The 14155-nt window shown below is 44.5% G+C and carries 12 protein-coding genes; 7 read left to right on the forward strand and 5 right to left on the reverse strand.

From position 1 onward, the window contains the following. The first annotated feature begins 170 nt into the window (after positions 1-170). Genes AAY47_RS15970 through AAY47_RS15980 form a run of 3 tightly spaced genes read left to right on the forward strand, consistent with a single transcriptional unit; the run spans position 171 to position 3009 of the window. Complete coding sequence (locus AAY47_RS15970) at positions 171-953, forward strand: 2OG-Fe(II) oxygenase (protein WP_047771127.1); 783 nt, start codon at positions 171-173, stop codon at positions 951-953. A 3-nt stretch (positions 954-956) separates the two neighbouring features. Further along, positions 957-1676, forward strand: coding sequence for a hypothetical protein (locus tag AAY47_RS15975; protein ID WP_047771128.1), 720 nt, complete (start codon positions 957-959; stop codon positions 1674-1676). Beyond that, positions 1669-3009 carry an MFS transporter gene (locus tag AAY47_RS15980; protein ID WP_047771129.1) on the forward strand — a complete coding sequence of 447 codons (1341 nt, stop codon included), beginning with the start codon at positions 1669-1671 and terminating at the stop codon, positions 3007-3009. Before AAY47_RS15975 ends, AAY47_RS15980 begins: the two co-directional genes overlap by 8 nt. A gap of 139 nt (positions 3010-3148) precedes the next feature. Here AAY47_RS15980 and mnmE read toward each other — a convergent pair whose 3' ends face one another. From mnmE to rpmH, 5 genes are all read right to left on the reverse strand, one after another. Beyond that, a complete protein-coding gene (gene mnmE / locus AAY47_RS15985) occupies positions 3149-4513 on the reverse strand; it encodes a tRNA uridine-5-carboxymethylaminomethyl(34) synthesis GTPase MnmE (protein WP_047771130.1) in 1365 nt (454 codons plus the stop codon). A gap of 99 nt (positions 4514-4612) precedes the next feature. After that, a complete protein-coding gene (gene yidC / locus AAY47_RS15990) occupies positions 4613-6229 on the reverse strand; it encodes a membrane protein insertase YidC (protein ID WP_047771131.1) in 1617 nt (538 codons plus the stop codon). A 2-nt stretch (positions 6230-6231) separates the two neighbouring features. Beyond that, a complete protein-coding gene (gene yidD, locus AAY47_RS15995) occupies positions 6232-6492 on the reverse strand; it encodes a membrane protein insertion efficiency factor YidD (protein ID WP_047771132.1) in 261 nt (86 codons plus the stop codon). After that, a complete protein-coding gene (gene rnpA, locus AAY47_RS16000) occupies positions 6456-6815 on the reverse strand; it encodes a ribonuclease P protein component (protein ID WP_047771133.1) in 360 nt (119 codons plus the stop codon). Before rnpA ends, yidD begins: the two co-directional genes overlap by 37 nt. Positions 6816-6832: 17 nt before the next feature. Continuing rightward, positions 6833-6973 (reverse strand): 50S ribosomal protein L34, encoded by a 141-nt coding sequence (gene rpmH, locus AAY47_RS16005; RefSeq protein ID WP_004093983.1) that lies wholly within the window; start codon positions 6971-6973, stop codon positions 6833-6835. A gap of 752 nt (positions 6974-7725) precedes the next feature. Between rpmH and dnaA the strand changes: the two genes are divergently transcribed. From dnaA to gyrB, 4 genes are read left to right on the forward strand one after another with little or no spacing between them, the layout of a single operon-like run. Continuing rightward, positions 7726-9114 carry a chromosomal replication initiator protein DnaA gene (dnaA, locus tag AAY47_RS16010; protein ID WP_047771134.1) on the forward strand — a complete coding sequence of 463 codons (1389 nt, stop codon included), beginning with the start codon at positions 7726-7728 and terminating at the stop codon, positions 9112-9114. A gap of 4 nt (positions 9115-9118) precedes the next feature. Continuing rightward, positions 9119-10219, forward strand: a complete 1101-nt coding sequence (gene dnaN, locus AAY47_RS16015) for a DNA polymerase III subunit beta (protein WP_047771135.1) — start codon at positions 9119-9121, stop codon at positions 10217-10219. 17 nt (positions 10220-10236) lie between these two features. After that, a complete protein-coding gene (gene recF, locus AAY47_RS16020) occupies positions 10237-11328 on the forward strand; it encodes a DNA replication/repair protein RecF (protein WP_047771136.1) in 1092 nt (363 codons plus the stop codon). An 18-nt stretch (positions 11329-11346) separates the two neighbouring features. Then, complete coding sequence (gyrB, locus tag AAY47_RS16025) at positions 11347-13761, forward strand: DNA topoisomerase (ATP-hydrolyzing) subunit B (RefSeq protein WP_047771137.1); 2415 nt, start codon at positions 11347-11349, stop codon at positions 13759-13761. The last annotated feature ends 394 nt before the right edge of the window (positions 13762-14155 follow it).

Below are 14155 nucleotides of genomic sequence, written 5' to 3' on the forward strand. Positions count from 1 at the left end.
AAAGGGACAAAAACTCATTTACTTCGTTTATAACGATATTGCACTTAATATGTGAATCCAAGCCCTGTTATTTTTGTTTTTAATAAAAAGTTATAAATAAAATGTTATTTGTTTAATTTTGGTTTAATATTTGTTTAATATTATCTTCTCCGTTTTCATAAGGAGATAGTATGGGCAAAGTAATAGAAGTTGATGTGAAGTCCCTAACAGGTAACCATCTATGTTCACTATGCACTGGGGATGCTTTAGCGATAAGGATACCTAATTTTGTTCAAATTTCAGCCACTGAGAGAGCAAAAGAAAAATTATTCTTTCATCAGGATAAAGGCGCTCTCGGACATGCCCGAGAGTTTACTCGACTTGGTATAGCTTATGCTGAGATAAAGACAGACGAAATAAGGCAAGAATATCACCAACAAGCAATAAAAAACATCCAACGGATACGTGATATATTTGGTGAATTAGCTTCACCAATAGAGCATTTCAGAACATTATTAGATGATATTTGGCCAGAAGGTGCCCATTTATTATCGGTTAAAAAACAAAAATGTTTTGTCGGTGTTTGCCGCTATCTTACTCCAAATGTTGATCTTGAACCTCATATTGATAGTTTAGAATGGACACTTCCTCCTGATACTGATTGGACATTACAATACCAACTTTCCGCCAATATCTACATGCAGGTTCCTGATCACGGTGGAGAACTCGAAATGTGGGACATTCAACCTAGTGCTTTAGAGTATGAACGCCTGAAAGGAACACGGCATTATGGTATTAATCGCCACGACATGCCTACACCTGATTTAGTAATAAAACCAAAACTACGTGATTTAATAATATTAAATCCTCGTTTCATCCATGCCGTTCGCCCAGTTAAAGAGCAAGATCGTATAACGCTTAGTTCTTTTATTGGAGTGATATCTGAAAATGATCCGTTAGTTTATTGGAGTTGAGAAATGTACAAAGTTTCATTACAAGCACAAGGTAAATTTAAAGCTAATCATTATATAGATAAGACAGTGCTTCTACTTATCAGTGTGGGAAAAGAATATCATGAGGGAGAAAAAATTTCTGCAACAATAGATAAAATAAATCAATCTGGTTTTGGTAAATGTATCATTGCTGTAGCAGACTCTTTACAACGACATAACTATAGTACTGGCACAGCTAGTGATAACTACCAATACAGTTTGACAAAAGGAAATGAATGGCTTAAGAATAATGCAGGGACGCTGTCTAATCTAAAAATACCTAATGAAATTATTCGCTGGGATGTCTATCTTAAACGTGAAGACTATAAATATTACTATGACCGTATTTTGAATGAATATTATTCCAATGAACACTATCGTTCATGCATTAATGAAACTATCAATGTATTTGCAGAAAGAAATAATATTAAATATGGAACAGCAGAATATGAAGGTACTTTTTATCGATCACTCTTTTATATTCTAGAAGAATGTCCTGTCATTATGCCAATGTGGGCCAATGATGATATCAACTTCATCATTTATCCGAAACAAATGACTGCCGCAATGCGTAAAACCAGAGAGATTTTTGTTGAAAAATCACATAATGAGTATGTTAACTGGCTCTCTTTAAAATTTAAGAAAAAATCTCAATTTTATGAAGATCCTATTGATATAGAGCAAAAGGAGCTAGTAAATGAGTGAGTCAGTCATTGTAACCCGAAAATATACCGGATTAATCGGAATATGTATTGCAAGTTTTCTTGGATGTATAGATCTCACCGTTGTGAATACCATTATTCCTGCAATTGGACGTGAATTTAATACCTCGTTGAGGGAAACACAATGGGTTACTTCTATATTTATGATAGCTCTTTCCGCTTTTATGGTTCCGGTCGGGACATTGGCTGATAGTCGCGGGCGCAAAAAAATATTATTGTGGGGATTAATACTGTTTGGCGCAGCCTCATTACTTGTTGGCCTCGCAACAAACCTTGCCGCCATCACTACCTTTAGGTTTATTCAAGGGATTGGTTGTGCAATTCTCTATACTGTTTCTGGTGCTATTATTTCCTATTTATTTGATGAACATGAACAGGGAAAAGCTCTTGGTATTTTATTTGGGATTAACGGACTAGGGCTTGCAATAGGCCCAATTATCGGTGGATTATTTGCAGGCATAGTAGATTGGCGTTACGCATTCTTGATAAATATTCCTTTTATCATTATTAGTTTTATTCTATGTGCCTGGTCTATACCCGAATATAAAACCGAAAAAGTGAAAAAACTGGATATACTCGGTTGTATTCTCCTGATCATTTTTCTAATAAGTTTAGTCAGTTATTTCTCTTTGGATGGAAATGCCCTGCAACAATGGAGCCTATTGGCTATAGCAGTTATAGCATTGTTTATCTTTATATGGCATGAGTTAAAAACACCAGAACCCATTGTTGAATTCCATTTTTTCCGCAAAATGCGTTTTGTTTCTGCACTACTTGCAACCTTTTTTCTTGCTTTTTTCTATTGCACCGTGCTGCTGACATTACCTATGTTTTTCGCAGGACAATTGGGGAAAAATGATATCGAGATAGGTCTGTTCTTGCTACCTGCCACAGTCATGTTTGCCTTAACGTCTCCGTGGGTAGGTAACCGCAGTGAAAAATTTGGCCCGCAACGAGTCATTTTAGTCGGTTTGTTACTGTTTGTAGCTGCTGCTACTTTCCTCGCATTCGCCTCAACACAGGTCAATGCTTGGTGGTTCATTATCCCACTATTGTTATTTGGTATGGGATGGGGATCAATTCTTGGACCGTCAACATTAATTGCATTGAATTCCCTGCCTCGTGAACAAGCGGCTGTTGCCATGGGAACTTCATGGACTATTCATAATGTAGGGGGAGCTTGTGGTATCGCTTTTGCTGTATTTTTGTTAGCTCGCTTCAATACCTTGATTCAGGGTTATCAAGCCCTGATGTTATTTTTGGCTGGACTTGCATTAGCCTTTACCTTCATCTGTTATTTTCTCAATCGAAAATAATCTCAGTGGCGAGCTATGGAAAAATAAAGGGTTATAAGATTAATGACAAAGCGCTGGTTTTTTATCCAGCGCCTTACTTTCATCAGATTTTATTCACGCAGTAGCAGAAGAGCCTCCCAAGCGAACTTTATTTGCCATCTTACTTCCCAATACAAAAACTGGAAAAAATCCGCCCAAGTAAATCATCGGAAGTAAATTCACCGGTGATTTCACTTAGAGCTTGCTGTGCCAAACGCAGTTCTTCTGCTAACAGTTCCCCTGAACGGGCAAAGACGAGCTGTTGATGGCCTTCCTGCAAATGTTCTGCTGCCGTGCTCAATGCCTGCAAGTGACGACGACGGGCAAGAAAACCACCTTCTGTATTGCTGTTGAAACCCATCGTCTCTTTTAGGTGATCACGCAGAAAACCGATACCTTCCCCATCACGGGCAGAAAGACGAATTAAGGTATAGTTACTGACTTCTGTAACACCCGTTTTTTCCCCCGTCATATCTGTCTTATTCCGAATGATGGTAACCGGCAGCGATTCTGGTAGTTTAGCCATAAATTCAGGCCAGATTTGTGCAGGCTCAACGGCATCGGTTGTCGTACTGTCTACCATAAACAGTACCCGATCCGCCTGTTCAATTTCCTGCCATGCCCGCTCAATACCAATACGTTCCACTTCATCACTGGCTTCGCGTAATCCTGCCGTATCAATCACATGCAGCGGCATTCCATCAATATGGATATGTTCACGCAAAACATCGCGCGTTGTTCCTGCAATATCAGTCACAATCGCAGCTTCACGGCCTGCCAGTGCATTAAGTAAACTGGACTTACCCGCATTCGGGCGCCCTGCAATCACGACTTTCATGCCTTCACGCAACAAACTGCCCTGACGTGCCTGTGAACGAACGCGTTCAAGTTCTGCGATCACGTCATCCAACTTGGCTTCTATCTTGCCATCGGAAAGAAAATCAATCTCTTCATCTGGAAAATCAATCGCGGCTTCAACGTAGATCCGCAAGTTAGTCAGCGCTTCCACCATTTCATGGACTTGGCTAGAGAATGCACCTTGCAGGGAATTCATCGCGGAACGTGCGGCCTGTGCAGAGCTGGCGTCGATCAAATCCGCAATGGCTTCTGCCTGTGCCAGGTCAAGTTTATCATTGAGGAAAGCTCGTTCAGAGAATTCACCCGGGTTGGCAATACGTACACCGGAAATCGCCAGAATACGCTTTAACAGCAGATCCAGAATAACCGGCCCACCGTGCCCTTGAAGTTCCAGAATATCTTCCCCCGTAAATGAATTAGGGCCGGGAAAGTAAAGTGCAATACCTTGATCAAGCACAGAACCATCGGTATCACGGAAGGGCAGGTAATCGGCATAACGCGGTTTGGGGAGTTTACCCAATACCACCTCAGCAACTTCCGCAGCTTTACGGCCAGAAATACGCAGAATGCCTACACCGCCTCGTCCCGGAGGAGTGGCCTGAGCGACTATCGTATCGGTGGTATTCATGAAATTCTCTCTTTTGACCTAGGTTTGTTATCTTTAAAAACTAAAATAATAAAGGCGGCCAATGACCGCCTTCCACTTATATTTTATATTTTTTAACAGCTATTTTTTCTCGCGGGTATGTAAACCACGTTTTTCCAGACTGCGGAAAATAACTTGTTGCTGGATAATGGTAACCAGGTTACTGACGATGTAGTACAGCACCAGACCAGACGGGAACCACAGGAAGAAAACCGTGAACACAACAGGCATATAGGTCATGATTTTCTGCTGCATTGGATCAGTCACGGTAGTCGGTGACAGTTTCTGGATAACAAACATAGTCACACCCATCAGCAATGGCAGGATGTAGTAAGGATCTTGAGCAGACAAGTCATTAATCCAGCCAATAAATGGGGCATGGCGCAGCTCAACAGAACCCATCAGCATGTAATACAATGCCAGGAAGATTGGCATCTGGATCACCAGAGGCAAACAACCACCCAGCGGGTTCACTTTTTCTGTCTTATACAGCGCCATCATTTCCTGGCTCATGCGCTGGCGGTCATCACCAAAACGCTCACGCATTGCCGTGATTTTTGGCTGCAACAGACGCATTTTCGCCATTGAGGTGTATTGCGCCTTGGTCAGCGGATACATGATACCGCGCACGATAAAGGTAATCGCAATAATAGAGAAGCCCCAGTTACCGATGAATTCATGCAGGAATTTCAGCAATTTGAATAACGGCTGGGAAATAAACCACAACCAACCGTAATCCACGGTCAGATCCAGATGGGATGCAACCGCCGCCATTTTGTCCTGAATTTCAGGGCCAACCCACAGGGTAGAAGAGATATTCTGCTGGCTGTTCGGCGCAATATTGATGTCTTCACCTTTGTACCCGATGATCGCCATTTTTTGGTTTTTCAGGTCTTTGGTATAGAAAGTACTGGTTTTGCCTTCTCCCGGAACCCACGCCGTGGCGAAATATTGCTGGAGCATTGCTACCCAGCCGCCTTTTGTGGTCACAGAAAGCGCTTTACTTTCAATATCATCAAATTTGTATTTTTCGTATTTTTCTTCATCAGAAGAGTAAGCAGCGCCACGATAAGTATGCAGAGCAAAGTTGTTGCTGCCAGTATCACGATGTTTTGGCAGTTCAACGCTCTGTTTCAACTGACCAAAAAACGCCATCTGCAAGGGTTTATCAGTGACGTTATTGACGTTGTAATCAACAGAAACTGCATAGTCGCCCCGTTTTAAAACGAAGGTTTTGACATAAACAACGCCGTCCGGCGCGGTATAAGTCATTGGAATACGCAATTCATTCTGACCATCGGCCAAAACAAAACTATTCTGAGTGGCATGATAAAGCGGGCGTTCAGCTTGATTATCGGGACCATGGATACCCGTTAATCCACTTTGAGCCTGATAAGTGAATTCAGGGGTTGTTTCCAGCAATTTGAATGGGGTTTTGGAACCGAGAGTATCAGGATAGGCCAGCAGATCAGCCTCCTCGATATCACCGCCACGGGTATTGATGTGCAATGACAGCACATCCGTTTTCACGGTGATCAGTTTACCTTGCCCACTGCTTGCTTCGCTACTCAGCGTAGTATTTGCTTGCTGCGTGATCTGGGCCGTTGGTTGTGGGTTTTTATCATTTTCCCACGCCTGCCAGACCAAGAACGAAACAAACAGCAGAGCGATGAGAAGAAGATTGCGTTGCGAATCCATCGTTAATGTTCTCTGTTATCGTCATTTTTTTTAGGTGGGACAGGATCATCACCACCTTCGTGTAAAGGGTGGCATTTTAATACGCGTTTCACTGTTAACCAACTGCCTTTTATCATCCCAAACCTGCGCAATGCCTCTATGCCATAGTGGGAACAGGTAGGATTGAAACGACAACGAGGCCCCAGCAGTGGACTAATCACTAACTGGTAACCCCGAATTAAAGCAATCAGGAGGCGCGAGCCAAGCGACAGTGACGACGCCATAATTTGCCCAAAGCTTCCGTTAGCTCACGGTTATCAAGCTCAGAGACCCCTTTCCTCACCAAAACCACAAAATCCATTGGAGGCAATTTATGTTGGTTTAAACGAAAACTTTCACGAGCCAGTCGCTTGATACGATTACGCTCATGGGCGCGTTTAACATTTTTTTTGGCGACGGTTAGACCGATGCGGGGATGCCCCAGCTCATTCAAGCGCGCAAGGATTGTTATCTCTGCGGAGCTTGCCCGTTGCGGCTGCTGGAAAACATACGTGAAATGCTCGGGAGTTAACAAACGTAACTCCCTCGGAAAAGCGAGCTTAACCACTGGATTGGTTAGCTTTATTACTTAGAAACAGTCAGACGAGTACGGCCTTTCGCACGACGGCGAGCCAGAACCTGACGACCATTTTTAGTGGCCATACGTGCGCGGAAGCCGTGAGAACGGTTACGCTTCAGTACGGATGGTTGAAAAGTGCGTTTCATAGCGATTTCTACCTAGCTTAAAATTTGTTACTGATTCAGCAAATGCGTTGGCGACCAGTGAGAATAAAGTAGACACCGATGCCTCAGTCGCAACATCAATATATAGAAAGAGGCAGGATTGTAATAAAATGTACTCCCCCTCGTCAATCTAAGATGACACGAGCCTGACCGCCCCCCTGTCGGATTTTTTTATTTCAATCAATCACAGACAGGTCAGACTTTTGCTACCCGAAGTGCTAACCCCAAATCCTCACCAGACCTAACCGGAAAAAATCATTGGCATAACACGCAGGGTGCAAGATTATACGGACTGTGTAATAAAGCGCAAGGATCATACACCTATCGTTGCATTCTTATTGCGCGATCGTAACACCATCAGCATATTGAATTTCAAACGATAGCTAAATGAAGTTTGCTATATGCCATGATTACACTACAGTATCTCTTGCGGGCCTACATATTCTGCAAGTACCAAAAAGCGTGGTGATCTCCCTGTGGATAAAAAGCGTCAAAGCTGTGTAAAAGAATGAGGATTTGTGTCGTCTTTTGCGTTATGATCGTTGATCCCGATCCCAGTCTCTCTATATACAGATTATGTGGATCTTTGGGGAGCGATGATGTTAAAAATCGCCACAAGGTACGTGCTCTGTTCCTCGTCACATGAGAAACAAAGAGGAATAACACCTTGTGCCCTATATAACGTATCTTTTATTCCGGTTTCTTTTATTAGTCTTGTTTTAGGGGAGTTCGCCGTGTCACTTTCGCTTTGGCAGCAATGTCTTGCCCGATTGCAGGATGAGTTACCTGCCACAGAATTCAGTATGTGGATACGACCCCTTCAGGCAGAACTGAGTGATAACACTTTGGCTCTCTATGCCCCCAACCGTTTTGTGTTGGATTGGGTGAGGGAGAAATATATTAATAATATCAATTTGTTATTAAATGATTTCTGTGGTCCTGAAGTACCTTTACTGCGTTTTGAAGTAGGAAATAAGCCTGTTTCACCAAACCAGTCTCCATCTCAGAAAATCATTACCAATATGCCGGTGGCTGCTGCGCCGTCCAGTCCATCAGTACGCCCAAGCTGGGACAACGCAAAAGCTCAACCAGAGTTATCCTATCGTTCCAACGTTAATCCCAAGCATACATTCGATAACTTTGTTGAAGGTAAATCCAATCAACTCGCCAGAGCTGCCGCCAGACAAGTGGCTGATAATCCTGGTGGAGCATACAATCCTCTGTTCCTTTATGGCGGAACCGGACTGGGCAAAACCCACCTTTTGCACGCTGTCGGCAATAGCATTATGGCCCGCAAGGCCAATGCAAAAGTGGTTTACATGCACTCTGAACGCTTCGTTCAGGATATGGTAAAAGCATTACAAAACAATGCGATAGAAGAATTTAAACGTTACTATCGCTCAGTGGATGCTCTACTGATCGATGATATTCAGTTTTTTGCCAATAAAGAGCGATCCCAGGAAGAATTCTTTCACACGTTCAATGCGCTGTTAGAAGGTAATCAACAGATTATTCTGACGTCAGATCGCTATCCGAAAGAGATAAATGGTGTCGAAGATCGGTTAAAATCCCGTTTTGGCTGGGGATTGACCGTGGCTATTGAACCACCGGAGCTGGAGACCCGCGTTGCCATTCTGATGAAGAAAGCTGATGAGAACCAAATCCAGTTGCCGGGGGAAGTGGCTTTCTTTATTGCTAAACGCCTGCGATCTAACGTTCGTGAACTCGAAGGCGCGTTGAATCGAGTCATCGCCAATGCCAATTTTACCGGCCGTGCGATTACTATTGATTTTGTACGCGAAGCATTACGTGACTTATTGGCTCTACAGGAAAAGCTGGTAACCATCGATAATATTCAGAAAACGGTGGCTGAATATTACAAAATCAAGGTTGCCGATCTGCTGTCCAAGCGCCGTTCACGCTCTGTTGCCCGTCCGAGACAAATGGCAATGGCGCTGGCAAAAGAGCTGACCAATCACAGCTTGCCTGAAATCGGGGATGCCTTTGGTGGACGTGACCATACAACCGTACTTCACGCTTGTCGTAAAATCGAACAACTGCGTGAAGAGAGTCACGACATCAAAGAAGATTTTTCTAACTTAATCAGAACATTGTCTTCCTAGCGCTATGAAATTTATCATTGAACGTGAGCAATTATTAAAACCTTTGCAACAGGTTAGCAGCCCCTTGGGGGGTCGCCCTACCCTGCCTATTTTAGGCAACTTATTATTGCAGGTAACAGAAGGTTCCCTGTTGCTGACGGGCACCGATTTGGAAATGGAAATGAAGGCTCGGGTGACACTGACCCAGCCACATGAACAAGGTGCAACGACTGTCCCCGCCCGTAAATTTTTTGATATCTGGCGTGGCTTGCCTGACGGAGCAGAAATCAGTGTAGAACTGGATGGCGATCGCATTCTCGTTCGCTCTGGTCGCAGCCGATTTTCACTCTCTACGTTACCCTCGTCGGATTTTCCTAATCTTGATGACTGGCAGAGCGAAGTTGAATTTTCCCTGCCTCAGGCCACACTGAAACGCCTGATCGAGTCTACCCAATTTTCCATGGCGCATCAGGATGTTCGCTATTACTTGAATGGTATGTTGTTCGAAACTGAAAGCGAAGAACTGCGTACCATTGCCACAGACGGCCACCGTTTGGCCGTTTGTTCCATGAGCATCGGGCAAAATCTGCCGTCCCATTCAGTGATCGTACCCCGCAAAGGCGTTATTGAATTAATGCGTCTGCTCGATGGCGGTGATAATCCGCTGCAATTGCAGATTGGCAGCAATAACATTCGTGCTCATGTTGGTGATTTTATCTTCACATCGAAGTTGGTTGATGGCCGTTTTCCTGATTATCGTCGCGTATTACCCAAAAATCCCGATAAAACGCTGGAAGCCAATTGTGACATGCTTAAGCAGGCATTTTCGCGGGCCGCCATTTTGTCCAATGAAAAATTCCGTGGCGTTCGCATCTACTTGAGCGAAAATCAACTTAGAATTACCGCCAATAACCCAGAGCAGGAAGAGGCAGAAGAGATTGTTGATGTCAGTTATCAGGGCACTGAAATGGAAATTGGCTTCAATGTCAGCTACGTACTGGATGTTCTGAACGCATTGAAATGCGAGCAAGTCAGTCTCCTGCTAACAGATGCCACATCCAGCGTAAAAATTGAGAATTCAGCCAGTCAGGCTGCGACTTATGTCGTGATGCCAATGCGCCTGTAACAACATTAACTCATTATATGATTCTCTCGCGTTTGCTGATCCGCGATTTCCGTAATATCGCGGATGCTGACCTGCCACTGGCAGCCGGTTTTAATTTTCTGGTTGGGCCGAACGGTAGCGGCAAAACAAGTATATTGGAAGCCATTTATACCTTAGGCCACGGTCGTGCTTTTCGCAGTATTCAGGCAGGCCGGGTAATTCGTCATGATTGCGACGCGTTCATTCTTCATGGGCGCATTGATCAGCTATCCTATGAACGTACTTTATCGGTGGGATTAAGCAAAAACCGTCAGGGCGATAGCAAAGTCAGGATAGATGGCAGTGATGGGCATAAAATTGCTGAATTGGCGAAAATACTGCCGATGCAACTTATCACACCAGAAGGTTTTACGTTGCTAAATGGCGGTCCGAAATATCGTCGGGCCTTTATTGATTGGGGATGTTTTCACAATGAGCCACGCTTTTTTGCAGCCTGGGCTAACCTGAAAAGGCTGCTTAAGCAACGGAATGCCGCATTGCGACAAGTCACCCGCTACAACCAAATCCAGCATTGGGATCGAGAGCTTGCCCCATTGGCAACCGAAATCAGTCAATGGCGGGCTGAATATATTGCCGAAATTTCCGAGGATATAGAAAAAACCTGCAAACAATTTTTACCTGAATTCACACTGAGTACCAGCTTCCAGCAAGGTTGGGACAAAGAGAGTGAATATGCGGAGCTGCTCGCGCGGCAGTTTGAGCGCGACAGATCGCTAACCTACACCGCTTCCGGCCCGCATAAAGCCGATCTGCGGATCAGGGCGGACGGTACACCAGTAGAAGATATGCTGTCCCGGGGTCAGTTGAAGTTACTGATGTGCGCATTGAGGTTAGCACAGGGTGAATATTTCACCCGACAGAGCGGGCAAAAATGCCTGTATCTGCTTGATGATTTTGCCTCAGAACTGGATGCCGGCCGTCGTCAGCTATTAGCCGAGCGTCTGAAATCTACGCAAGCCCAGGTGTTTGTCAGTGCAATCACATCCGGGCAAGTTACAGACATGATTGATGTAAATAGCAGGATGTTTCGCGTAGAACATGGCAAAATAGAGGTTCAACCACAGGATTAAGATGAGCGAGAAACGTTGATGTCGAATACATATGACTCCTCAAGTATCAAGGTATTAAAAGGGCTGGATGCCGTCCGTAAACGTCCAGGCATGTATATCGGTGATACCGATGATGGTACTGGCCTTCACCACATGGTCTTCGAGGTTGTTGATAACGCTATCGACGAAGCCCTCGCAGGTCATTGTGACAAAATAACTGTCACTATCCACGCAGATAACTCCGTTTCTGTGCAGGATGATGGCCGCGGTATTCCGACCGACATACACGAAGAAGAAGGTGTTTCAGCAGCAGAAGTCATTATGACCGTGCTGCATGCGGGGGGTAAATTCGATGATAACTCCTATAAAGTTTCTGGTGGACTGCATGGCGTGGGGGTTTCTGTTGTTAACGCCTTATCGGAAAAACTGGAACTGACTATCCGCCGTGACGGTAAGGTTCACGAACAAACCTATTGTCTGGGCGTGCCACAGTCACCACTGAAAGTTGTCGGTGATACTGAGCAGACAGGAACCACTGTCCGTTTCTGGCCAAGTATGGATACGTTTAAGATTAACACTGAGTTCGAATACGACATTCTGGCAAAGCGCCTGCGTGAATTATCATTCCTCAACTCCGGTGTTGCCATTCGTTTAGTCGACAAACGCACCAATGCCGAAGATCTCTTTCACTATGAAGGGGGCATCAAAGCGTTTGTTGAATTCCTGAGCCGCAATAAAAACCCCATTCACCCGAATGTCTTCTATTTCTTTACCGAAAAAGATGGTATTGGTGTTGAAATTTCCATGCAATGGAATGACGGTTTTCAGGAAAACATTTACTGTTTCACCAACAACATTCCTCAGCGTGATGGGGGAGCCCATTTAGTGGGTTTCCGTACTGCGATGACCCGTACCCTCAATAGCTACATGGATAAAGAGGGTTACAACAAGAAATCCAAAGTCAGCGCTACCGGTGACGATGCCCGCGAAGGTTTGATTGCGGTCATTTCCGTTAAAGTCCCTGATCCTAAATTCTCTTCCCAGACCAAAGACAAACTGGTTTCTTCCGAAGTGAAAACAGTGGTTGAAACCCTGATGAATGAGAAGCTGGTGGAATACCTGCTGGAAAATCCGAACGATGCTAAAACCGTCGTCGGCAAAATCATCGATGCAGCCCGCGCCCGTGAAGCCGCCCGTAAAGCGCGTGAAATGACCCGCCGCAAAGGTGCTATGGATCTGGCCGGATTACCGGGCAAACTGGCTGACTGCCAGGAGCGCGATCCGGCGCTGTCCGAACTCTATCTGGTGGAGGGTGATTCTGCGGGCGGTTCAGCCAAACAGGGACGTAACCGTAAGAACCAGGCTATCCTGCCGTTGAAAGGTAAAATCCTGAACGTTGAGAAAGCGCGCTTTGACAAGATGCTCTCCTCACAGGAAGTTGCCACCTTGATCACCGCTCTGGGTTGCGGCATTGGCCGTGATGAGTACAACCCAGACAAGCTGCGTTATCACAGCATTATCATCATGACCGATGCCGACGTTGATGGATCGCACATCCGCACCCTGTTGCTGACATTCTTCTATCGTCAGATGCCGGAAATCATTGAGCGCGGTTATGTCTACATCGCCCAGCCACCACTGTATAAAGTGAAGAAAGGCAAACAAGAGCAATACATCAAAGATGACGATGCAATGGAAGCCTACCTGATGTCCATTGCCTTGGATGGTGCAGCATTGTATACCAATCCACATGCACCCGCCCTGAAAGGTGAAGCATTGGAAAAATTGGTGACTGAATTCAATACCGCTCAGAAAATCATCCGTCGCATGGAACGTCTGTATCCGCTGGCCCTGCTGAACAACCTGATTTACCATCCAAAACTGACCGAAGATGCCTTGAACGATCAGGCGAAAGTGGAAGAATGGGTCAGCGAGTTGTCTATTCGTCTGAATGACAAAGAGCAGCATGGCAGCACTTACAGCTATCAAATCCATGAAAACCGCGAACGCCAGATTTTCGAGCCAATTTTGCGCATTCGTACGCATGGTGTTGATACTAACTACAATCTGGATTTCGATTTTATCCACGGTGGCGAATATCGCCGCATTACCAAACTGGGTGAATTGATCGGGAATTTGATTGAGGAAGGCGCATACATCGAACGTGGCGAACGTCGTCAGGCAATAAGCAGCTTTGAACAGGCTCTGGAATGGCTGACGAAAGAGTCACGCCGTGGTCTTTCCGTCCAACGCTATAAAGGTCTGGGAGAAATGAACCCTGATCAATTGTGGGAAACGACCATGAACCCAGAAACCCGTCGCATGATGCGTGTCACCGTGAAAGATGCGATTGCAACAGACCAACTGTTCACGACCCTGATGGGAGATGCGGTTGAACCTCGCCGGGCATTTATTGAGGAGAATGCTCTGAAAGCGGCGAATATTGATATCTGATATTTTCGGCACTATGTAGAGAACGCCAGATAATAAATTTCAAGTTGCAGGCAATAAAGCTGCAACTTGAAAAATGACAGAATTATATCCGACAGGAAAATAAAAAAATTTATAATAATCTATAAATATTGTCATAATCAAAAAATATAAACAAACCTGACCACTATAAAATAAATATTATCCCCATGAGAGTAATAAATTTATTATTGATGACTTCACCTGTTATTAATATATATTTATACCAATCCAACCTCAAGGTATGTGTTATATTTCTCCACACAACGGGGAAATATAAGCCCCGTTGCGGATTGCAACTTGAAGTTTATCGAGTATATAGCAAAATCATCATAACATGGCATATTCAATATGCTCTGTAAACAGCTCATCAACTGAA

This window comes from Xenorhabdus griffiniae (assembly GCF_001028135.1).
Taxonomy (GTDB): domain Bacteria; phylum Pseudomonadota; class Gammaproteobacteria; order Enterobacterales; family Enterobacteriaceae; genus Xenorhabdus; species Xenorhabdus bakwenae.

Excerpts from the sequence above, each read along its gene's own strand:
- AAY47_RS15970 (WP_047771127.1), top strand. The coding sequence starts at position 171 with ATGGGCAAAGTAATAGAAGTTGATGTGAAGTCCCTAACAGGTAACCAT.
- AAY47_RS15975 (WP_047771128.1), top strand. The coding sequence starts at position 957 with ATGTACAAAGTTTCATTACAAGCACAAGGTAAATTTAAAGCTAATCAT.
- AAY47_RS15980 (WP_047771129.1), top strand. The coding sequence starts at position 1,669 with ATGAGTGAGTCAGTCATTGTAACCCGAAAATATACCGGATTAATCGGA.
- mnmE (WP_047771130.1), bottom strand. The coding sequence starts at position 4,513 with ATGAATACCACCGATACGATAGTCGCTCAGGCCACTCCTCCGGGACGA.
- yidC (WP_047771131.1), bottom strand. The coding sequence starts at position 6,229 with ATGGATTCGCAACGCAATCTTCTTCTCATCGCTCTGCTGTTTGTTTCG.
- yidD (WP_047771132.1), bottom strand. The coding sequence starts at position 6,492 with ATGGCGTCGTCACTGTCGCTTGGCTCGCGCCTCCTGATTGCTTTAATT.
- rpmH (WP_004093983.1), bottom strand. The coding sequence starts at position 6,973 with ATGAAACGCACTTTTCAACCATCCGTACTGAAGCGTAACCGTTCTCAC.
- dnaN (WP_047771135.1), top strand. The coding sequence starts at position 9,119 with ATGAAATTTATCATTGAACGTGAGCAATTATTAAAACCTTTGCAACAG.
- recF (WP_047771136.1), top strand. The coding sequence starts at position 10,237 with ATGATTCTCTCGCGTTTGCTGATCCGCGATTTCCGTAATATCGCGGAT.
- gyrB (WP_047771137.1), top strand. The coding sequence starts at position 11,347 with ATGTCGAATACATATGACTCCTCAAGTATCAAGGTATTAAAAGGGCTG.